At 40.2% G+C, this 22,360-nt stretch carries 23 protein-coding genes and 2 pseudogenes; 7 read left to right on the forward strand and 18 right to left on the reverse strand.

Annotation, left to right across the window (positions count from 1 at the left end; translation table 11 throughout):
* Positions 1–8 precede the first annotated feature (8 nt).
* From IAE19_RS15835 to IAE19_RS15845, 3 genes are all read right to left on the reverse strand, one after another.
* Complete coding sequence (locus tag IAE19_RS15835) at positions 9–1,187, reverse strand: BMP family ABC transporter substrate-binding protein (protein WP_200461876.1); 1,179 nt, start codon at positions 1,185–1,187, stop codon at positions 9–11.
* A gap of 351 nt (positions 1,188–1,538) precedes the next feature.
* A complete protein-coding gene (locus tag IAE19_RS15840; protein ID WP_200461877.1) occupies positions 1,539–2,453 on the reverse strand; it encodes a DMT family transporter in 915 nt (304 codons plus the stop codon).
* Positions 2,454–2,559: 106 nt separating this feature from the next.
* A complete protein-coding gene (locus tag IAE19_RS15845) occupies positions 2,560–3,213 on the reverse strand; it encodes a TetR/AcrR family transcriptional regulator (protein ID WP_200461878.1) in 654 nt (217 codons plus the stop codon).
* A 140-nt stretch (positions 3,214–3,353) separates the two neighbouring features.
* Here IAE19_RS15845 and IAE19_RS15850 point away from each other — a divergent pair, with 140 nt between their 5' ends.
* The 4 genes from IAE19_RS15850 to IAE19_RS15865 all read left to right on the forward strand — a co-directional run bounded on the left by IAE19_RS15850 (position 3,354) and on the right by IAE19_RS15865 (position 6,726).
* On the forward strand, positions 3,354–4,568 hold the full coding sequence (locus tag IAE19_RS15850) for an MFS transporter (protein WP_200461879.1): 1,215 nt from the start codon (positions 3,354–3,356) through the stop codon (positions 4,566–4,568).
* Complete coding sequence (locus tag IAE19_RS15855) at positions 4,565–5,323, forward strand: AraC family transcriptional regulator (RefSeq protein ID WP_200461880.1); 759 nt, start codon at positions 4,565–4,567, stop codon at positions 5,321–5,323. The genes IAE19_RS15850 and IAE19_RS15855 overlap by 4 nt, the downstream gene beginning before the upstream one ends.
* Before the next feature lie 125 nt (positions 5,324–5,448).
* A complete protein-coding gene (locus IAE19_RS15860; protein ID WP_200461881.1) occupies positions 5,449–5,994 on the forward strand; it encodes a glutathione peroxidase in 546 nt (181 codons plus the stop codon).
* A 141-nt stretch (positions 5,995–6,135) separates the two neighbouring features.
* Complete coding sequence (locus IAE19_RS15865; RefSeq protein WP_227612302.1) at positions 6,136–6,726, forward strand: hypothetical protein; 591 nt, start codon at positions 6,136–6,138, stop codon at positions 6,724–6,726.
* Between the two features lie 36 nt (positions 6,727–6,762).
* Here IAE19_RS15865 and adhP read toward each other — a convergent pair whose 3' ends face one another.
* The 12 genes from adhP to IAE19_RS15925 form a co-directional block, all read right to left on the reverse strand.
* On the reverse strand, positions 6,763–7,794 hold the full coding sequence (gene adhP, locus IAE19_RS15870) for an alcohol dehydrogenase AdhP (protein WP_200461882.1): 1,032 nt from the start codon (positions 7,792–7,794) through the stop codon (positions 6,763–6,765).
* A gap of 169 nt (positions 7,795–7,963) precedes the next feature.
* Positions 7,964–8,263 carry a hypothetical protein gene (locus IAE19_RS15875; protein ID WP_200461883.1) on the reverse strand — a complete coding sequence of 100 codons (300 nt, stop codon included), beginning with the start codon at positions 8,261–8,263 and terminating at the stop codon, positions 7,964–7,966.
* Positions 8,264–8,346: 83 nt separating this feature from the next.
* A complete protein-coding gene (locus IAE19_RS15880) occupies positions 8,347–8,766 on the reverse strand; it encodes a F0F1 ATP synthase subunit epsilon (protein WP_200461884.1) in 420 nt (139 codons plus the stop codon).
* Between the two features lie 27 nt (positions 8,767–8,793).
* Positions 8,794–10,188 (reverse strand): F0F1 ATP synthase subunit beta, encoded by a 1,395-nt coding sequence (gene atpD / locus IAE19_RS15885; RefSeq protein ID WP_200461885.1) that lies wholly within the window; start codon positions 10,186–10,188, stop codon positions 8,794–8,796.
* A gap of 29 nt (positions 10,189–10,217) precedes the next feature.
* A complete protein-coding gene (gene atpG / locus IAE19_RS15890; protein ID WP_004985623.1) occupies positions 10,218–11,087 on the reverse strand; it encodes a F0F1 ATP synthase subunit gamma in 870 nt (289 codons plus the stop codon).
* Between the two features lie 76 nt (positions 11,088–11,163).
* Positions 11,164–12,708, reverse strand: coding sequence for a F0F1 ATP synthase subunit alpha (atpA, locus tag IAE19_RS15895; RefSeq protein WP_200461886.1), 1,545 nt, complete (start codon positions 12,706–12,708; stop codon positions 11,164–11,166).
* 42 nt (positions 12,709–12,750) lie between these two features.
* Positions 12,751–13,287 (reverse strand): F0F1 ATP synthase subunit delta, encoded by a 537-nt coding sequence (locus IAE19_RS15900; protein WP_200461887.1) that lies wholly within the window; start codon positions 13,285–13,287, stop codon positions 12,751–12,753.
* A gap of 11 nt (positions 13,288–13,298) precedes the next feature.
* On the reverse strand, positions 13,299–13,769 hold the full coding sequence (locus tag IAE19_RS15905; protein WP_004985627.1) for a F0F1 ATP synthase subunit B: 471 nt from the start codon (positions 13,767–13,769) through the stop codon (positions 13,299–13,301).
* A 38-nt stretch (positions 13,770–13,807) separates the two neighbouring features.
* Positions 13,808–14,053 (reverse strand): F0F1 ATP synthase subunit C, encoded by a 246-nt coding sequence (gene atpE / locus IAE19_RS15910; protein WP_000424060.1) that lies wholly within the window; start codon positions 14,051–14,053, stop codon positions 13,808–13,810.
* Between the two features lie 84 nt (positions 14,054–14,137).
* Entirely contained in the window at positions 14,138–15,013 is an 876-nt protein-coding gene (gene atpB, locus IAE19_RS15915; RefSeq protein ID WP_200461888.1) for a F0F1 ATP synthase subunit A, read from the reverse strand.
* Between the two features lie 100 nt (positions 15,014–15,113).
* A complete protein-coding gene (locus tag IAE19_RS15920; RefSeq protein ID WP_200461889.1) occupies positions 15,114–15,512 on the reverse strand; it encodes an ATP synthase subunit I in 399 nt (132 codons plus the stop codon).
* Positions 15,513–15,682: 170 nt separating this feature from the next.
* A complete protein-coding gene (locus tag IAE19_RS15925) occupies positions 15,683–16,522 on the reverse strand; it encodes a metal ABC transporter solute-binding protein, Zn/Mn family (protein ID WP_200461890.1) in 840 nt (279 codons plus the stop codon).
* Between the two features lie 122 nt (positions 16,523–16,644).
* On the opposite strand from IAE19_RS15925, the gene IAE19_RS15930 reads away from it, so the two are divergent.
* From IAE19_RS15930 to znuB, 3 genes are read left to right on the forward strand one after another with little or no spacing between them, the layout of a single operon-like run.
* The gene (locus tag IAE19_RS15930) at positions 16,645–17,145 is read left to right on the forward strand and encodes a transcriptional repressor (RefSeq protein WP_200461891.1); all 501 of its coding nucleotides are present in this window, start codon (positions 16,645–16,647) and stop codon (positions 17,143–17,145) included.
* On the forward strand, positions 17,115–17,906 hold the full coding sequence (gene znuC / locus IAE19_RS15935) for a metal ABC transporter ATP-binding protein (protein ID WP_200461892.1): 792 nt from the start codon (positions 17,115–17,117) through the stop codon (positions 17,904–17,906). Before IAE19_RS15930 ends, znuC begins: the two co-directional genes overlap by 31 nt.
* 3 nt (positions 17,907–17,909) lie before the next feature.
* Positions 17,910–18,728, forward strand: a complete 819-nt coding sequence (gene znuB / locus IAE19_RS15940) for a metal ABC transporter permease (protein WP_200461893.1) — start codon at positions 17,910–17,912, stop codon at positions 18,726–18,728.
* On the opposite strand, the gene IAE19_RS15945 is transcribed toward znuB, so the two are convergent.
* The 3 genes and pseudogenes from IAE19_RS15945 to IAE19_RS15955 all read right to left on the reverse strand — a co-directional run.
* Positions 18,725–19,351: a LysE family transporter gene (locus tag IAE19_RS15945; protein WP_200461894.1), complete on the reverse strand. Its 627-nt coding sequence runs from the start codon at positions 19,349–19,351 to the stop codon at positions 18,725–18,727. The two genes, znuB and IAE19_RS15945, sit on opposite strands and share 4 nt — an antisense overlap.
* Before the next feature lie 1,701 nt (positions 19,352–21,052).
* A pseudogene (locus IAE19_RS15950) lies at positions 21,053–21,953 on the reverse strand (glycoside hydrolase family 19); the annotation flags it as partial.
* A pseudogene (locus tag IAE19_RS15955) lies at positions 21,953–22,360 on the reverse strand (type VI secretion system tip protein VgrG); the annotation flags it as partial. The pseudogenes IAE19_RS15955 and IAE19_RS15950, both read right to left, overlap by 1 nt.

A 22,360-nucleotide genomic window follows, 5' to 3' on the forward strand; every position in this document is an offset into this window, starting at 1 on the left:
CCCAATTTTTATTTTGGCAATACACCTTGCACACCTTGTACATAGAAGTTCATTTTGTCGAGTTGCGCTTCGGTATAAGCACTGCCTGCCTTGACAAATTCTTTACCCGCCTGTGTATATAGAGGACCTGCAAATGGATTCAATTTGCCTGCTTTAATCGCATCACGACGAGCTAATACCATCTTTTTGGCATCCGCAGAGACCGCTGTTCCAATATTTTCTACATTGACCGTACCTTCTTTTACACCATAATAGATCGGTGTATTGCTCCATTTTTTCGCAGCGACATCTTTCAGCACTTTGTCGTAAATCGGATCCCAATGTAGTACTGCCGCACCCAATTGTGCATCGCCACCAAATTTACCCATATCTGAGTTCCAACCTAATCCCCAAACACCTTTTTGTTTGGCTGCCTGAACAACTGCTGGCGAATCAGTATTTTGTAATAACACATCACAACCTTGTGAAATCAAGGCCAATGCAGCATCACGTTCTTTACCCGGATCAAACCATGAACTCACCCAAACCACCTGTGTCGTGATTTTTGGATTAACGCTACGCGCGCCAATGGTAAATGCATTGATATTACGCACTACTTCTGGAATGGGATAAGAACCGACAAAGCCGATTTTATTGGTCTTACTTTTGCTTCCCGCCAATACACCCAGTAAATACGCCCCTTGATAGGTACGAATATTATAGTTGCCCATATTCTTGCCAGACTTATAGCCCGTCGCATGCATAAATACGGTATTCGGATAAGTACGTGAAACTTTTTCCATCGCATTCATATAGCCAAATGAAGTTCCGAAGATTACTTTATTGCCTTGCTGCGCTAGATTACGAAATACTCGCTCCGCATCTCCTGTTTCAGGCACGTTGGCAACAAAGGTCGTTTTTACCGCTCCTTTCAGATCTTTTTCTGTGCGAATGCGAGATTGGTCATGTGCATATGTCCAGCCATGATCACCTGGCGGGCCAATATAAACAAAGGCTGCTTTGAGTGGATCAGCCGCATAAGCTGTAGTCACCATTGTTGCTGTTGTCGATAGAGCCCCTACGGTGAGTAAACCACTACTGGCTGCACAAAATGCAGTCTTTTTAAATTTTGAGAATAATTTTGAAAATAAACCCTGTGGGCTTTGATCGCGTAACGTATTTGGATTTTTGTTCATTTCAATAGACATCGCATTACCCCAATTTTGTTATGGTATAAACGCCAGAAAATAAAATTGCTCGAATCGCAATGATCTATTTTCCAGAAGACATAGAGGTAAAATGCAACGTTTGCGCCAACATTTAGTTTAATATTTTTAATTGATCATTTTTAAATAAAGGTTATACAAAAAGCAGAATAGATCATTCTTTAAATTAAAAATAAAATTTATAATAATCAAATTGTTAGAATAAAATTTTTTAGCAGATGCTACTTTTTCTTACGTCGCAATAATCGCGCCAAAAAGTAATTTTTTTATCATAACAATTGTTTTGCACAAGTGTGGAACATCTAGACCCACACCTGCTTCAAAATCGTATTTCTAATTCCGAAGTAACTGCGCTGCCTTTGCAGGAGTTTTCTTCTGCGCGAGAACAATACCCACCAAGATCATGATTCCACCAAGCGTATGATAGATGGTCCACTGTTCAGACAACCACATACTGGCAATAATCGCAGTAAATACAGGCATCAAATTCATAAAAATACTGGTACGATTTGGCCCAATCTGTTGTACTGCCACCATCCAGACCAAAGGTGCAACCAATGATGGAAAAAGACCTGCATAAAAAACACTTGGCCCATTCTGGATATTAATAGCATCTAGTCCCAACCATGCAACAAAGGGTAAATGATAAATCAGGGCAAACCCGATTTGGACATACAAACTAATCAATAATGGAATCTGTAACTGCCATTTCTTTAAAAACACCCCATAAAAGGCATAGAAAAAAACGGCAATGACCATAATGCCATCCCCCAAATGCCCGCCACTGTTTAACAAGCTGGTAAGATGTCCCTGACTCATCACATAGATCAGACCAAAGAAAGAAATCAAACTGCCAATCACAGCAAATTTATTGGGAATATCTTTTAAGATAAACATCGACACAAAAATGGTGAATACTGGAATAAAGGCATTGATGATGCCCATATTAGTCGCCGTCGTATAATGCGCCGCACTATAGGCCAGCCCCTGATATAACACCATTCCAAATGCACTTAATATTGCCAGTTGCCCCAAATGACGACGCACCAGCATGCGCTGCTTCCATACTTGTGGCAGCATAAAAGGGGTAAGTATAATAAAAGCAATCAACCAGCGATAAAAACTAATACTGACAGGTGAGATCAGATCTGCTGCATAGCGTGTTACCGTAATATTTAATGACCAGATTAATACTGCAAGCATTGGCAATAAAAATGCCCACCAATGTACTTTTGCAACGTCTTTCATGAGTCAACTCGAATCGAATAGCGTGGGATATATTGTGAGCAATGTCGAATTAAATTGAAATATCGTATTTCAGACATTTATACAGTACATTGGACATCCATATCGATCAAGTTTCAAATAGATCCCATGCTTTCATGGCATGTTCAACGACCTGATTCAGCTCATCAATATTAGCACCGTCCCTTGCCTGTACAGTTAAGCCCTGAATCACCGTGCAATAAAAATCTGTCATTGTCGCTATGGGTGCGGCATTAGAGAGATCACCCTCCCGAACGCCCTGTTGTAGCCGTTCACATAATTTTTGTTTGGTGGCTAAACGTTTTTCTAGCAAATTATGTTGTACATCCTGTGTTTGTTCCGAACCATTCATGGCCGCGGTAATCAACATACAACCCTTTGGTTTGTTTGGCTGCATTAAACGTTTGATATTGTCATACAAAAATAGTTCAAATGCGATTTTTGCCGTCCGTGCTTGTGTAAAAATCGATTCGATCGGGCAGGCTTCATGTGCCAAATAATAATCAATACTTTTATAAAATAATGTGGTTTTATCACCAAAACTACTGTAGAGACTTGGGGCTGTGATTTCAAGCGCCTGTGTTAAATCATTAATCGAAGTTGCCTCATAGCCATGCTCCCAAAACAGCAACATAGCTTTTTGCAAGGCCTGCTCTTCATTAAAGCATTTTGGTCGACCCCGTTTTTTTTTGGGTAACTCAGTCAACTCATCCATCATCAATGTATTATCCAATTTTGTCATAAAGCTCACAGCTATTTTTATAACAATCATTATTAAATTAATTGACGTCACATATTTTTTCAACTATTTTTATTTTCATAGTGATCACTACAAAATAAATTAGCACGATTTTTCATCTCTAGACATAAGGTTGAAATTCAATGGATAGCTCTCCTACCACTCCACCTAATCCTGTTACACAAGGCAGCTGGCTGGCCATACTAGCCGTTTCAATTGCCGCATTTGCTTTGGTTACCAGCGAATTTTTACCTATTGGCGTACTCAATAGTGTTGCCAGCGATTTGAAAATTTCAACAGGTACAGCAGGGTTAATTATTACTCTTCCTGGCGTAATGGCTGCTTTTGCAGCGCCCTTACTTCCTGTGGCAATGAAACAGTTAGATCGTCGTTATGTTCTAATTTTATTAACATTGGTCATGGTGGTTGCCAATAGTATTACTGCAATCGCTGATAGTTTTAATCTTCTGCTCGTGAGCCGGTTAATTCTGGGGATTTCAATTGGTGGCTTTTGGGCGACCGCAATTGCTCTAAGTGGCAAACTGGCTCCGGCAAGCTTGCCCATCTCTAAAGCAACAGCCGTCGTTATGGCGGGTGTGACATTGGCAACTGTGTTGGGCGTCCCTATTGGCACATGGTTGAGTGAGTTTTATGGATGGCGTAGTGCATTTGCAATCACTGCGGTCATTGGTTTTGCCGTATTCTTAATTCAGCTCATCTTTTTACCGAAACTTCGACCTGATTCAGCCATCCATTTACGTGATCTGCCTGCTCTACTTCGCATTCCCAAAGCACGAAGTGGGATGTTAATCATACTCCTTATCGGATTAGCGCATTTTTGTGCTTATAGTTATCTTGCACCATTTTTCAAACATATTGCGGGTTTTGATGGTACGACCATTGGCATGTTGTTATTGCTCTATGGTATTGCAGGTGTTTTTGGCAATGCATTTGCGGGGTATAGCGGCAATTTAAATATTCGCTATACACTGGCTTTTGTTGGCATATGCTTCGCCATTGTATTCTTTGGATTTCCTGTATTTGCGATTCATGAAACAGGGGCATTTGTTTTAACTGCCTTATGGGGGTTTGCTTTTGGTGCATTTCCGACATCAGCCAATATTTGGATGTTTGTACATGCACCTCAGGCAGTTGAGAAAGGCATGCCTTTATTTGTAGGATTATTTCAAGTCATGATCGCGAGTGGATCGCTTCTAGGCGGTTTTGTAGTTGATCATTTCAATGAAAATATTCTAATTTATGGGGTACTGAGTTTTATTCTTTTAGCACTGTTGTCTATTTTCACATTAGCTAAAGGTTTAAATAATCCAAAAATCACCTGTGACAATGAAGCATGACTGACCTAATCACCCCTTCACAGAATCTGGCACAAAAACTGGAAATTAATGAATTTTTTTTCCATCCACATGACAGTATCTGCCCACATTCTTCCGTGTGGGGTGATTTTAATTTTAGTTTAAATGGCATTCTGGAAATTCAGGTGGGTGAGCGAACGTTTCTTGCTCCACCGAATTATGGTTTGTGGTTACCGCCACAAACTAGCCATTTTTGTATTGCAGTTGAGCAGCCGACCCATTTTATTTGTATCCGTGTGCATCCGGAGTTATGCGCATATTTTAATACCAGTCCCAAGACGCTTGAAATTCGCCCCTTTTTTCATGCACTCGTTAAAGAATTATTACATCATCAATCCCAACCGGACTTGGCAGAATATCAGCATTTATTACAAGTGTTATTGGATCAAATGCTCGCAGCAGATTGTTATGATCATTACCTACCACAAACAACAAATCCTATCTTGGCGCCTATTCTGGATCAATTGGGGCAACGTCAATCTTTTGACCAAAGTTTGCAACAGATTTTAGAAAATTTTCAAATCAGCGAACGCCATGCCTTGCGTCTCAGTCAGCAGGAATTGCATTTATCTTTATCCGAGTGGCGTAATCGCGCCAAAATCGTTTACGCTATTGGACAAATCCAGCAAGGCAGTGCGATTAAACGTATTGCACTGGATCTTGGCTACCAGCATAGTTCCAGTTTTATCGAGTTTTTTAAACGCTATACCGGCCAAACACCCTTACAAATGAAATAAATTTCATTTAGTACGAAGATCTTCACTGTTTTTGCACAGAAATCCCAAGCTAGCCACTTGCCTTTCTGCATAAATCTCCTTAAAACAAGACATCACTTTTTTCTTTATTTTATTTAAGGATTTTTATGAGCAATTCAGTTTATGACATACCAGTCAAAACCATTTCAGGGGAAGATACGTCATTAAATCAATACCAAGGCAAGGTACTTTTGATTGTCAATGTCGCCTCTAAATGTGGCCTGACACCACAATATGAAGGACTGGAAAAACTGTATCAGGCACAAAAAGAGCACGGTCTGGAAATTTTGGGTTTTCCAGCCAATAATTTTCTAGAGCAAGAGCCAGGCACAGATAATGAAATTCAGCAATTTTGCTCGCTAAGTTATGATGTTCATTTTCCATTATTCTCTAAAATCTCTGTTGCAGGCGAAAATAAACATCCTCTTTACCAAACCTTAATCTCTGCACAACCCGAACGTATCGGTGAGGGTCCTTGGTGGCAAGATTTAGTCGAATATGGTCTGACCCCGAATCCAAAACCTGAAGTACTATGGAATTTTGAGAAATTCCTGATTAATAAAAAAGGCGAAGTAGTAGCACGTTTTGCACCTGATATTACTGCGGATGATCCGCGCCTAACCGATGCAATCCAAGCCGAATTAGCCAAGTAAAGTCTAAAAGCACAAGGTCTTCATGACTTTGTGCTTTCTATAACAACACCTTCTCTTTTTGCAGCTTTTTGTATTCCTATTGTTTTTCTGGCTTATAGTGACGCTTAAGTTAATTTCATCCTAATTTTTAGGACTTTTCCCATGCTAAAAATCTTTTTCCCTCTACTCTTTTGTACAATTATACTTTCAGGTTGTGATCATCCCTCTGCTGAAAGAACACAAGAAAATACCGCAACAGATCATGATGCTATAGAAGCGCCAACTACTGACTTTAAAACTGGAAACTTTTTTTATATCGCACGGGATGTCGCAGAGATGCAACTTCGTGCAGGCGACTATATTCAGCAGCTAAAACAATCTCAAACTGAGCTACAACAGGCTATACAGGAAAAAGATAGTACGCATCTCCAAGAAACAGCCACAACTTTGCAACATCAACTCAAAGGTTTCACTCAGGCATTAAAGGGTTTGAATTTAAAAAGTCAGGAAATCGAAGATATTCGACAAAAATTACTCGAAAGCAACCAGCAAGTATTAAAAAGCCCATTTTTGAATGGACAAGTAAACTGGGATCAGGTCAACTTTAAACACATTGAACAGCAAATGAATAGCATTCAAAATGAAATGTTAAAATTAGCAGCCATGATGATTCCCCAATCAGATTCAGCTCAATCCGAAACATCCCACATGTCGTCAGAAATTGATCCATCAGATAATAAAACCCACTCTTAAAAGAGTGGGCATGATTCAATTGAGATTTGAAACGCTCTATTTGTTAAAATCAATCACAATACGGCCATCGATTTTACCGTGTTCCATTCGATCAAAAATATCGTTGATATTTTCTAATGGCTCGACACTAATATGGGCTTTCACCTTACCACGCGCTGCAATATCCAGTGCCTCTTTCAAATCCAGTCGCGTACCGACAATCGAACCGCGAACCGTAATACCATCCAGTACCATATCAAAAATCGACAAATCAAATTTTCCTGGTGGTAAACCATTTAGAACCATTGTGCCACCACGACGTACAATCGAAACCGCTTGCTCGAAAGCCTTTGGTGAAACAGCAGTAACCAATACTCCATGACAGCCTTCACCTGTGGCTTTGGTTACTTCTTGCTTTACATCAGATTTGATAGCATTGATTGTAACATCTGCGCCTAATTCTTTTGCCAACGCGAGTTTGCTATCGTCTACGTCAATAGCAACTACATTAAAGCCCATGGTCTTGGCATATTGCACTGCCACATGGCCTAAGCCGCCAATGCCTGAAATCGCAACCCAATCTCCTGTTTTGGCTTCAGTCATTTTCAGACCTTTATAAACTGTTACCCCTGCACACAGGATGGGGGCAATTTCGAGCAAATCCACGCCCTCTGGAATCACACCGACATATTCTCCATCGGCTAGACAGTATTCGGCAAAACTTCCATTAACCGAATAACCTGAATTTTGCTGTTCCTTACATAAGGTCTCCCAACCAGCATAACAATGGTCACAATGACCACAGGCCGAATACAACCACGGGATGCCAACTTTGTCGCCAACTTTAAGGTGTGTAATACCCGCACCAATCTCTATGACTTCCCCCACCCCTTCATGCCCAGGAATAAAAGGCAAACTTGGTTTGATTGGCCAATCACCATGCATTGCATGTAAATCAGTATGGCACACACCTGTGGCAATCATCTTGACGAGAACCTTGCCTGCACTGACTTTTGGAATTTCTACATCCTTAATCTGTAGCGGCTGATTAAATTCGGTCACAACCGCAGCTTTCATTGTGCTTCCCATTTTATTATCTCCGTTTTTGTAGAATTAAGAATTGTTCAAGTTTTTAAGAACCGTTCTCAAGTATAGATAACAATAAAATGATCAAGGTTGGAATTTGGTAGGTTATTTGCTAGATTTTGGATGAATTTACAGTTGAATAACAAATTGTCAAAATTGAATCGACTTAAATCTACATATTTTGTTTCTGCCATGTCTTAAATGTATTATTCATCATCTGCTTTTGTTGAGAGGAAGCCATGCGCTGTTCGAGTCCTGTACAATCACCACGATAAACTTGTACAACGAACTGTTCAGTTAGTGTCAAAATAGCCTCACGGCCATCCGTCTGATATAGCAATATTTCTTCAGCGGTTAAAATAAGATCCCAACAGGACACCACAGAACTTAAATCAATTGCAATACTTAGAAAGAATTGCTTATCTTGCTGATAAAGCTCCCAGAAATGCGGTTCAATTTCAATCAATTGCATGTAGATCTATTTTTCTGTTGCTATTTTTAAATCTTATAGCATAAAAAAAGCCACCTTGCGGTGGCTTTTCAAAAACGGGCAACTTACATTGCACGGTTTTTCATTTTACGGATGGTTTCAAGCTGACCTGCAATCTCAGAAAGAGAGGCAAGCGCAGCCGCAGAGTCCAAATCGCTCTTTTGATTGGCAAGCAATTGTTCAGCCTGTTTACGGGCTTCTAAAATTGCTGCTTCATCCAGATTGTCGGCACGAATTGCAGTATCTGCAAGAATCGTTACAACATGCGGTTGAACTTCAAGCACACCACCTGATACATAGACAATTTCTTCTGTACCATTTTCCAACTGAACACGAATCGGGCCCGGTTGGAGCAAAGTTACCAGTGGTGCATGTCCAGGTAAAATACCTAGCTCACCACCTGCACCTTTTGCGATCAACATGGTCACTGTACCAGAGTAAATTGACTCTTTAACGCTGACTACGTCACATTGCATCGTCGCCATGAGAATCTCCTAAATTAGGGTTGCTAATTAAAGTTTCTCTGCTTTAGCAATCACTTCGTCAATACCACCCACCATATAGAACGCTTGTTCTGGGATGTGATCGTATTCACCAGCAAGAAGACCTTTAAAGCCACGAATCGTTTCTTTAAGCGGTACTAATTTACCAGGAGCACCAGTAAATACTTCGGCTACGTGGAACGGTTGAGAGAAGAAACGCTGGATTTTACGCGCACGATAAACAACCAATTTATCTTCTTCTGCTAACTCATCCATACCCAAGATTGCAATGATGTCTTTAAGCTCTTTATAACGTTGCAATATGTTCTGTACAGAACGTGCAATTTCATAATGCTCAGCACCAACAACCAATGGATCAAGTTGACGCGAAGTTGAATCTAGTGGATCGATCGCTGGATAAATACCAGAAGACGCGATATCACGACTCAATACAACTGTTGCATCCAAATGAGCAAACGTAGTCGCTGGAGATGGATCCGTCAAGTCATCCGCAGGTACATAAACCGCCTGAATCGAAGTGATCGAACCAGATTTAGTCGATGTAATACGCTCTTGAAGAACACCCATTTCCTCTGCAAGTGTAGGCTGATAACCTACCGCAGATGGCATACGACCTAACAATGCTGATACTTCAGTACCTGCAAGTGTATAACGGTAGATGTTGTCAACGAACAAAAGTACGTCACGACCTTTACCATTTTCGTCTTTTTCATCACGGAAATATTCCGCCATGGTCAAGCCAGTCAACGCTACACGTAGACGGTTACCAGGTGGCTCATTCATCTGACCGTAGACCATAGCCACTTTGTCAAGAACGTTAGAATCTTTCATTTCGTGATAGAAGTCGTTACCTTCACGAGTACGCTCACCAACACCAGCAAACACAGATAAACCTGAGTGTGCTTTCGCGATGTTATTGATCAACTCCATCATGTTAACGGTTTTACCGACACCCGCACCACCGAACAAACCAACTTTACCACCTTTAGCAAACGGGCAAAGTAAGTCGATGACTTTAATACCTGTTTCCAAAAGATCAGTAGAAGCCGCTTGTTCAGCATAAGAAGGCGCTTGACGGTGAATCGGTAAGCGCGCTTCAGTTTCAACTGGACCTGCTTCATCAATCGGACGACCAAGAACGTCCATAATACGACCCAAAGTCGCAGGACCTACTGGTACAGAGATTGGCGCATGGGTATTTGTTACATTCAAACCGCGTTTAAGACCTTCAGTTGATCCCATCGCAATTGTACGAACAACACCATCACCAAGTTGTTGCTGAACTTCCAAAGTCGTTTCAGTACCGTCAACTTGGAGAGCGTCATAGATCTTAGGAACGCTGTTGCGCTCAAACTCGACGTCGATAACCGCGCCGATGATCTGAATGATATGACCGCTACTCATTGCTGTCTCCTCAATTCAAACTAATAATGTTAAACGGCAGCGGCACCACCAACGATTTCAGAAATTTCCTGAGTAATCGCGGCTTGACGCAGCTTGTTATAAATAAGTTGTAGGCTCTTGATCAGTTCGCCCGCGTTGTCAGTTGCTGCTTTCATTGCAACCATACGTGCAGACTGCTCACATGCGATGTTTTCAATCACACCCTGATAGACCATTGACTCAATGTAGCGAACCAATAAACCGTTGAGCAGCTCTTCAGCTTCAGGCTCATAGATATAGTCCCAACCATAAGTACGGTTCAGACTTTCGCTTTCTTCAGCCGCAGCCAAAGGAACCAATTGTTCTACTTTCTGGTTCTGAGTCATGGCATTAACAAAGCCATTTGATACTAGATAAATACGATCTAACTCGCCTTTATCAAAAGCATCCAACATCACCTGTACGGAGCCAGTTAACTGTTCCAGACTTGGAGTATCACCAATGTTGGTAGTGGCACCAAGTACTTTACCGCCGTAGTTTTTAAAAAACGAAACCGCTTTTTGACCAATCAAAGCAAATTGAACTTCAATTGACTGCTCTTGTTGCTGCTGAACGTGTTTTACCACTTTTTTGAACAGGTTAATGTTCAAACCACCAGCCAAACCGCGATCTGAAGACACAATAATATAGCCAACACGCTTTACTGGGCGTTCAACCATATAACGGTGTTTATATTCAGGATTCGCTTGTACCAAATGAGCAATTACACGGTGCATATTTTCGGCATACGGACGGCCCTGAGCCATGCGCTCTTGCGCACGACGCATTTTTGAAGCAGCTACCATCTGCATCGCACGCGTGATTTTCTGCGTCGATTTGATACTAGCTACTTTGGCGCGAATTTCTTTTAAATTTGCCATACGCTTAACCTAGTCGTCGAAGGCTTTTGACAGCCTTCGAAGGGTTGATTCCGTGAACCAAACTTAAGCTAAAAAATTAGTAAGTTTGAGTCGCTTTGAAGTTCTCGATACCCGCTTTGATTTCAGCTTCGATGTCTTTGTTATAATCACCAGTGTCATCAATTTTTTGCATCAATGCAGCGTGTTCTGAACGGAAATACGCGATTAATGCAGCATCAAAGTCTACGATTTTTTTCACTTCAACGTCAGCCATATAGCCTTCGTTAGACGCGTAAACAGAAACAGCCTGATCAGCAATTGAGTAAGGAGCATATTGTTTTTGCTTCATTAACTCAGTTACGCGTTGACCATGCTCAAGTTGTTTACGAGTTGCTTCATCAAGATCAGAAGCAAACTGAGCAAACGCAGCCAATTCACGGTATTGCGCTAGAGCGGTACGGATACCACCAGACAATTTTTTGATGATCTTGGTTTGAGCTGAACCACCAACACGAGATACCGAAATACCTGCGTTCACGGCAGGACGGATACCTGCGTTGAATAATGATGTTTCAAGGAAGATCTGACCGTCTGTAATCGAAATTACGTTGGTTGGTACGAATGCAGATACGTCACCAGCTTGAGTTTCAATGATCGGTAATGCAGTTAAAGAACCAGTTTGACCTGTTACTGCGCCGTTCGTGAACTTCTCAACATAGTCAGCAGAAACGCGCGAAGCACGTTCAAGAAGACGCGAGTGAAGATAGAATACGTCACCTGGATACGCTTCACGACCTGGTGGACGACGAAGAAGCAATGAAATTTGACGGTAAGCAACTGCTTGCTTAGACAAATCATCATAAATGATCAGTGCATCTTCACCGCGGTCACGGAAGTATTCACCCATTGTACAACCAGAATACGGAGCTAAATACTGCATTGCAGCAGGATCAGCAGCCGCAGCAGCGACAACAGTGGTATACGCCATAGCACCCGTTTCTTCTAGCTTGCGTACTACGTTAGCAATCGTCGATTGTTTTTGACCAATTGCAACGTACACACATTTAATGCCAGAACTTTTCTGAGCGATAATCGCGTCGATCGCCATTGCTGTTTTACCAGTCTGACGGTCACCAATGATCAACTCACGCTGACCACGACCTACAGGGATCATGGTATCAACTGATTTGTAACCAGTTTGAACAGGTTGATCGACTGATTGACGCCAAATAACACCTGGTGCTACTTTTTCGACTTTATCAGTCAATTTAGCATCAATAGGGCCTTTACCATCAATCGGGTTACCTAAAGCATCGACCACACGGCCAAGAAGCTCAGGACCAACAGGAACTTCTAATACACGACCTGTACAACGAGCTTTTTGACCTTCTTGCAGGCTTAGGTAGTTACCTAAAACAACGGCACCCACTGAATCCTGTTCTAGGTTCAGTGCCATACCAAATAAGCCGCCGTCGAATTCGATCATTTCACCGTACATTGCATCAGCAAGGCCGTGAATGCGCACGATACCGTCGGATACCATAACAATGGTACCTTCGTTTTTAGCGGTCGCGCTGGTGTCCAGATCTCCGATACGCTGTTTAATGAGCGCACTGATCTCGGATGGATTCAGTTGTTGCATTGCGCTATTCCTCAATCTTTTTTAAGTTCAGTCTTTTTGCTGTTAGGCAAGAAGACGAGTCCGCATTTTTTCAAGCTTGTTAAGCGCAGAATCATCTATCACTTGATCGCCTGCACGAATAACCACACCTGCAATAAGCGCAGGATTAACTTCTACTGACACAACCACAGAACTATTAAAACGCTTTTCTAAAGCATGCGTTAATAACTGCTCTTGCACCGAAGTTAAAGGAAATGCCGATTCAATTACGACATCCACTGTGTTGCTATTCTGTGATTTAAGTTGCTCGTACTCTACTGCAATCTCAGGTAATAGAATCAAACGATCATTTTCAGCAAGCAATGTCAAAAAGTTTGACACTGCCTGAGTTTGTTCTTCACCTAAAACTTTAGTAAATAGTCCAACTTGCTCCACAGGAGTAAGCTCAGGGCGATTTAAATAAGCGGAAAATGCTTCGTCTTGCACCGCAGCACTGAGCACTTGTAACGCATTCGACCAATTGTCAGTTGCACCTTGCTCAGAAGCGTAAGCAAATGCTGCTTTGGCGTACGGGCGTGCCAACGTCAAGAGTTCAGCCATACTTCCCTCGCTTAAAGTTTAGCAGCCAGCTGAGTCAGCATGGCATTATGAGCTTCTGCGTCAACTTGTTGGTTCAGAATTTTCTCTGCGCCATCAACTGCCAAGGCAGCTACTTGTTGACGTAATTCTTCGCGAGCAGAATTGATGTCTTGGTCAACCGCTTCTTTCGCTTGTTGACGAATACGCTCACCTTCAGCCGCAGCCTGGGTACGTGCTTCTTCGACCAATTGTGCTGCACGACGGTTCGCTTGTTCGATCAATTGAGCCGCTTGTGCTTTTGCTGCATCTAATTCAGCTTTCACTTGTGATTGTGCATCAGCAAGGTCAGCTTTTGCTTTTTCAGCAGCATTTAAGCCATCAGCGATTTTACGCTGACGCTCACTAATCGCATTGATTAGTGGTGGCCAAACAAACTTCATGCAGAATGCGACAAAAATCGCAAATGCAATCGCTTGGCCAATCAATGTGAGGTTAATATTCATTGCAATTCCTCAATATGTGGATTTAGGAATTAAGATGATTAACCTACAAACGGATTAGCGAAGATGAAGAACAAGCCAATACCAACACCGATCATAGGCACAGCATCAAGAAGACCTGCGATTAAGAACATACGAGTTTGAAGTTGCGGAGCAAGTTCAGGCTGACGAGCAACAGCTTCTAAAAAGCGACCACCCAAAAGACCAAAACCAATCGCTGTACCTAAAGCACCGAAAGCGATCAAGATAGCAGATGCAATTGCAACTAGACCTAAAGTGAGTTCCATGAAAAATTCCTCAGAGGTTAGGTTATTACCAAATTAAACTAAAAATTAAACCTAACTGTTAACCTAACAGTTAGGCAAATACCATTAATGTTTTTCGCTTGCCATGCTCAAGTACACGATGGTTAGCATCATAAAAATAAATGCTTGCAAGGTGATTACAAGAATGTGGAAGATCGCCCAAGGCACAGACAACGCCCATTGAATCCAGAAAGGAAGTAACGCGATCAGGATGAAGATTAACTCACCTGCATACATGTTACCAAACAGTCGTAGTGCCAATGAAATTGGTCGTGCAAGGAAAGTTACCAGTTCCAGAATCAAATTCACTGGAATAAGTAACGCTTTTGCAATTGGGTTACTTGGGTTAAATGGGTTAAGCGCCAATTCACCAACGAAACCGCTAATGCCTTTCTCACGAATGCTATAAAACAAAATCAGTACGAATACAGATAACGACATACCTAAAGTGATATTCGGATCTGTAGACGGAACAATTTTAAAATAAACATGATGAGGATCCATGCCAAACACACTTGCACCAACGTGTTGAGCCAGATACGGAATCCAGTCAACAGGAATTAAGTCCATTAGGTTCATGAGGAAAATCCACACAAAAATGGTTAATGCCAATGGTGCAATAAGACGTGATTTACCATGAAAGGTATCGCGAACGCTGGAATCAACAAACTCGATAATCATTTCGATCGCTGATTGAAATTTTGATGGCACATCTGCTTTCGCAGCTTTTGCAGCACACCAAAAAATCAAACAAAAAATGACGCCAAGTCCGATTGACCAACCCATTGAATCCAAGTGAATAGCAGAAAACCCCATCTGTTGAGCTTCTCCAGCATTCTCAGCCAATTTCCAAGTCCCATCCGGCATTTTGCCATAGGTCAAATTGGTCAAGTGATGCTTGATATACTCGGTCGAAGTAAGGGCATGTTCTTCAGCAGCCATAAATCACACCTGGTCAATGTCAATTACTAAATAAGGAAACGAATATCGCGCGCTGCCTGATATCTCGCAGTCCTCAAAAAATCTTCAATTTTGGATGTGTTTAGACTCGTTTCTGTAGACGTGAAACCCAAAATGGAGCGACCCACGACATGGTCTGAACGAGAATAAAACCACAAAACAATGCCGCTGGAGACAACGGTTTAACATTGCTTAAAATCAAAATAAAACCTACGATCACGATTCCGAACTTCCCTAGCATACCTCGATACATGTTCGATAGAACCTGTCTCGAAGCTCTAGCCCCTGCCGTTCGAAATGACTGCCAACTAAAATATAGATTGGCAAGCCAGCAGACCAAGGCTCCTAAAGCAGCACTTATAGCGGCAACACGATCGTGTATAAGCCACGCCATAATGGCAGCTAAAGGAATCATTAATGCTTGTAAGAAGACCAGAGCTTTCGCTAATCGTCGGTCAATCAAGCGACTAGTTCGGCTCATTGTTTATCCACTTACAGCATGAATGCTTGACAAATTACGCTGATGATCGTTTTTAATCGCAGGCATTATAGAGTTACACCCCTGAACATGCAATCTTTTACCGACCTAAGTCGTGTTTTTTTAGATGATTCGTTTATAGTCGAATCGCATACATGTTGTGGGTTTCTATTTCATTTGCCTGCATTTAAGACACATTTTGTGGTTTGACTGGCGAGTTTCTTCCATGCCGCAACAAACTCCTGATCTTCATTCATGCTTTCATCTACACGTTGAAATACGATTGGATTCAAGATGCGGTATTGATTTTGATTGGCATTTCCTTCGGCCAAAAGGCACATGCTTTGTTTAGGGCGGTTATCACTGAGATATTTAAGCTGGGAAGCAGTAGCGGCGATATGCGGATCATCGGTCAATGCACCTGCAAATTTTAAATTCAGAGCACGTTCCAGATATTGATAAGCATCATGATAAGACCAATAGGGTTGTACAGATTTACGTTCATAACCCTGACTGGCAACAAGCATCTCTTGTGCAAAACGTCGAGCATTCTCCCAATATTTAGCCTTATTTTCAGGATGCTGTTGTGAGCGTAATGCAGCAATAAAAAAACCAATACGCACAGCATTATTTGGATCTAACCAAACATGCGTATCGATAGTATTGTCTAAAGGCACATTACGGGTACTACGACGCGGTAAGATTGTGACGATTTGCGAATCCAGAATCGAAATTGCTTTAGAATTATTTTGCAATAAACTGGCCAAAGGCGCTTCATGAGCTTTACCTAGCCAAATTACCAGTGATGCATCTTGAATGGCTTTGCGATGAGCTGGAGTAAGCTGAATATCATGCCCAGACTGATTAGCCAGAAGTAGTTGGGGCTCTTCTATGCCCTGCGTGATTTCCTTGGCAATCAGATAAATAGGGTGTGTTGCAACCACTAAAGGAGCTTGCGACCAAGAAAGTGTCGTCATAATGGACAAAAGGCAAAACACCGCAAAACGAAACATAACAAAATCGAACCTAGATATACAACTCATGTTATAATATAACAAATTTTGAAAAATACCTACGCTTATTCGATAGCAGCATGACTTCATGCTACTATTCAATAAAATAATGAGGTTTGCCTATGAGCGCTTGTTCACATGAACATCATAACGCCTTGCACGGTGTGCATGATCACCTGAATGTTACTGCACGCCTAGCCGAAGCAGAAAGTCTTTGTGCTGCGACAGGCGCACGTTTGACACCCTTGCGTAAAGAAGTTCTGGCTTTAATTCTCAATGCTTCTGGTCCAATGGGTGCTTATGATTTATTGGCGAAAATTAAGAGTGCGTCCGATCGTCCTGCAGCGCCTCCTACCGTTTATCGGACGCTTGACTTTTTATTGGAAAAAGGACTGATTCATCGCCTGACCTCAATTAATGCTTATATTCCCTGTTGCCATCCACGTGAAGGACATCAAGCTGCATTTTTAATTTGTAATGAGTGCCATGTGGTCAAAGAAGCTTCTTCCGAAGGGTTATTACAACAGCTTCATCAATTGGCAGATTCAGATCATTTTAACGCCCAACACACCATTATTGAGATTTCTGGAAAATGCCAACAGTGCAGCAAGCTGTCACACTAATGCCAGAACTGATTCGGCTGGATCAAGTATCTGTACATCGGGATGATCGGGATATTCTCAAAAATGTTGACTTTTCATTGCATAAAAATGAAATCGTCACGCTGATTGGCCCCAATGGTGCAGGTAAATCTACGCTGATTAAGGTTTTGCTGGGTATTGTTCACCCCTCACGCGGGAAAGTTATTACAACTAAAAAAAATAAAATGGCCTATGTGCCGCAGAAGTTTAATCCGTCTCACAGCTTACCATTACGAGTAAAAGATTTACTTGATCTGGAAAAATGTGAAGCTGAATTACGCAATGAGATTGTTCGTGATACAGGCATCGCCAAATTACAAGATGCCAAAGTGCAACAACTCTCAGGGGGTGAAAAACAGCGGGTGCTTCTAGCACGTGCATTATTGCGTCAACCTGACATTCTGGTTCTGGATGAACCCATGCAAGGACTGGATATTCAATCAGAAGCTGAACTCTATGAATATGTCCGCAGCTTACCAGAACGCTATGGCTGTGCTGTATTAATGGTTTCCCATGACCTTCAATGGGTCATGCAAGGAACTCAACGTGTAGTTTGTCTGAATAAACATATTTGCTGTAGTGGTTTACCTGAAAGTGTTCAGCAACATCCAGAATATTTAGCAATTTTTGGCGGCCAGCGTGTTCCATATCAACATCATCACGATCATTGTGCACATGGCGATCATGTTGAATCCTGCACCCATATCAATCATCCTCACATCCACCCTGAACCGGAAGCTTAAACAATGCTGGAATGGTTACAACTTCTGCTTCCTGCCTGGACAATGGGGAGTCTGCTGGTTTTTTTAACAGCTCCCTTAGGCTGTTTGATGCTCTGGCGACGTATGTCTTTTTTTGCCGATACCATGGCACATGGAACTTTGCTTGGTGTCGCTGTAGCAGGTATTCTGCAGCTCCCACTTTGGCTAGGGGTGGCAATGCTCGCATTATTATTGGTGGGGATCTTATGGGTATTACACGACCCTCGCCTACCAAATGATGCATTACTGGCACTTTGCTCGGCAACATTACTATGTTCAGGGCTATTACTCATCCAACAGATTCCAAGTTTACGCCCTGAATTATTAAGCTATCTATTTGGTGACTTACTTGCTATTGGCTGGGAAGATTTACCTATTTTTATCGTGATTATTGGCTTAGCTTTGACAGTCCTATATCGTTTTTGGCAAGCACAAATCCAGATCGCCATTGATCCAGATATTGCCATGAGTGAAGGCGTTAATGCTAAATGGCAACGTTTAATCTTTATGCTACTGCTCGCGTTGTTTACCGTTTTAGCATTACGTGCGGTAGGCTCATTATTAATGGGTGCGTTATTGGTCATTCCAGCCTTAACTGCCCGACTTTTAGCCAACTCTCCAAAGCAGATGGTAATTTGGGCATTTATCTGTGCTCAGGTCGGAGTTACCATTGGACTATGGTCAAGCGCGGTGATTAATATTTCAACCGGTCTAAGTATTGTGTTGTGCATGGCTTTATTGTTTGCTGTAATTTTTATTGTTCAAAAAATAAAGACGATCCAAAATCAAGCAATCAACTCTTAAATATTCTGATGCAGGGCACTAAGTAATAAGGCGGCTACACCAAACATCACCGCAAAACTACGATTTAAATATTTTTGCTGCTTTGGTGAACGAAGCAAGCTCAGAACTCTGGCAGCTAGCCCTGTATAACCCGCCATGACAATTAAGTCGATACTTACCATAGTGGCAGCCATAATCAGATATTGCAGCCATTGAGGTCGACTCAGATCTAGAAATTGTGGCAAAACTGCAAGTAAAAACACGATGGCTTTAGGATTACTCATATTCACTACAAAACCATTAAGCATTAGTATTCTGCGCGATTTATATACAGTGTCCTGTTTAATTTCGATATTCTGTACAGGAGCAATCCACTGTTTATAAGCAAGATATAATAAATAAAACACCCCAAACCATTTCACCAATAGAAATGCCCAAGGTGTCGTGGCAAAAAGGACACCCACACCTGCTGCAACGATCAGAATTTGTAAGACCAATGCAAGTTGCAAACCGAATGCGTTCCAATAACCATGTCTAAAGCCATAATTTAAGCCACTGGACATTGAAGCAATAGCACCTGCACCTGGAGATATACTAATGGCCCAACAAGCGAGCATAAAGCCAATCCAAATTTGAAAGGACATAAGGTGAAGCCAAAAAATAAGGTGAATAGTATAGCTTTTTAATCAACGGCTCTATTCTTTTAGAGTGGATTTTTCAATCCAATAAAATATTTTCTTTAAATAGGTTCATTTTAGCTTTTTCTAATAATAAAAATATCAACAAAAAAACCAACATAAAATAAATAATAAAATATATTTTAAAAAAATCAAAACTATTACCACTTCTAAGAGAATTATAAACACTAAAATTTTGATATATTTATTAGCAAATACAAAGTTTATCTTAATCCATATGACCTCATAATTTTGAAAAAATCCATTTCCAATGTAACATAAAATTCATCAATAAATAGATGGTAGTACACATAAAATACCTCTTTAATTAGCTATATTATCCAATTTAATGGCGCCTACAAAATCGGTGGTATTCAGTTCGATATTCTCTCCAATAGCCCAAACAGAGTAAGACTTGACTACAAACAATTAATATTTTTCAATTTAATTTCATAATCATATAATCTTGAAAAAGCAGTCTCCTTTTTTGTTCTAAAGTTTAAATAAGTTACAGTATATACAGCATATCCTTGTGACATAAAAGTATAACTACCAGTATTTTTTTTATTAATAATTTCATTCATTGTATAATAAACTTCAGAATTCTCTCCTCCATCATCACCATATTCTGTTTTTCTAACTTTAGAAAGCTTTATGGATTTCAAATAAGGATAATATCTAACCTCACTAATATCTGGATAATTTTTAGGAATTAATAAAATTGATTTTTTCCATTAGAGAAACAAAAAAAATCTTCTTCTGCATACACATTGACACTCCAAAAAATAATAAATAAAAATAAATACTTAGACTTCATAGCTCTTCAATCCTATTTTTTGCAAATTCTTTAGCCCTATCTGCACTATATCCATATCTTTTCCTACTTATTTTCTCTTTTTTCTTATTTATTGTGTAACCAAATGGAAAGTCAATATTTTTACTTAATTCCAAAAACCTTTGGTATCCCTTTTTTGCTTCTTCAATATTTTTTGTTTTTCCTTCTTTTTACCCAAAGGATCATTCCATAGTCCCCAGCCAAAAGATTCACCAGCTTTATTTCTATAAATATAACTTTCCTCAAAAGAGGTATAATCATCAAGCCGATTAATTATACTTTTTTCTAAGTTAGAACATTTTTTTATATTAAAAGCAGATATAGATTTTTTGTAATATTGTAATCTGTCATTAAATCCATTATACCCACCATTAATTAAAGATGTTGTGGCAATTAAATCATTTTTTAAAGCAAAAATAGATAGGTTTCCTGCTTTTGAATGATGCCAATACCATACTGCTGAACCTACAGCATGGTTACGCTCGTTAGCAACCCTATATTTATTTCCATCTATAAAGTTTTCATTTACAGCTTGACCATATGCTTCATAATTTTTTTATAAGTAATTTGCATAAGACCACGACCTTTGTAACCATCATATACATCTTTTTCTTTAATACCTTTTTTTAGCCCTTCCTCTAATAGAGAATAACCTCCTGTTTCATGCAATGTGTGTGCAATAAAATGAGCTTTTTCCAAACAATTATTCATTCCCAATTTTTTAAATTGTTCATTTAAATCTTTTAGAAAGCCTAGAGCAGTTTTACTTTTTGTTACAACCTGAAACTCTTCATCAGTAATATCTCGATTGCATGTACATAAACTATTTTCTATTTTTCTATTAATAATAGGCTCATCTACAGCTGTATTTCCCTTCGTTATATCGACATCTAAATGTAACTCAACAGGTTTGTTTTTTATTCTTGTTGCCATATACGATTGGGGCTTCAACGGCTTGCCATCAGGTTTATATACAGTAAGCTGATAACTCTGTCCAACGATACCAATTATACGAATTTTTCCATCTGATGTACTATGGATGTTTTTCTCCTTTGTATTCAGATTAAGAACCTCCACATTTGTCTTTTCGACAATGTAGTCACATCCATTTCGATCTAAAATTTTAATTGTAGTGATACTTTTAAATCTCTCATAAGATTCATCTAACTTGATTGTGATCGGTTGTTCTGTTCCATTACCTGAATTATCCGAAAATTTAAGTTCGAATTCATCATTAGAAGTCAACACAAGAACTTCTATATCACGATTGGGAGATGATAAAACTTCAACAATGCCATCGTTATTCGTATATTTATCAGGTGAATTTCGTTTGCCCTTAGGTCGCGACTGAACAGGAAAGTTCTTCATAACCTTTCCATTACTGTCTACAATCTTAAAAACTGTACTTACGATTCCTTTGGCGGGCGTAGATTGGCTGACCTGTCTATATTCATCAATTGTTTTAGGTAATTGAACGCTAACTGGATGAGTTAGTGATGAAAAAGCAGAAGAATTGATGGTCTTAAATACAGTAAAATCTTTTTGTTTAGAAGGTCTAGCTAAAATCTCAATAGTGCGATTTGGAGAGGCTTGAAATACAAATACTCCCTGATCATTGGTTTTCTGCATATTGGCTTTTGATGAATTTTTATATCTGGACTGGACTTCAAGATTAATGATATAACGCCCAGATTTATCATAAAATTTAGTTGTAATAGTCACCAGATTACTCATCAATGAAAATCCCCTTCGGTATAAACATCATCACTTTCATCTTCATCGTTAAGGACTTCTTCCAGTAGTTCATCCGTATTTTCTGGATCAGATATTTCCTGCTTTAAATGAATATAATCCGAGTTAAATGCTAATGCTGTAAAGTCTGTTTCCTGTGAAGTATAAAATCGCAGAGAACTTAAATTATTATCGATATCAAGCTGGTCTGCTTTTGTTTTTATAAGATTGTTATTTTTCTTATCTAAAATAAAAATTTCTTTTGTTCCTTCTGATCTTATATTCCAATTATAGTTAACTTTATGGCTATAAAGTGTCTTTGCAGTAGGCAAACTATATTTCGGCATAACAACATTTTCCCCACTCTCAAACACATTCTGCCCACTCTTTACCTTGAAGTAGCCACCTGT

The sequence above is a fragment of the Acinetobacter sp. S40 genome (assembly GCF_016624705.1).
GTDB lineage: Bacteria > Pseudomonadota > Gammaproteobacteria > Pseudomonadales > Moraxellaceae > Acinetobacter.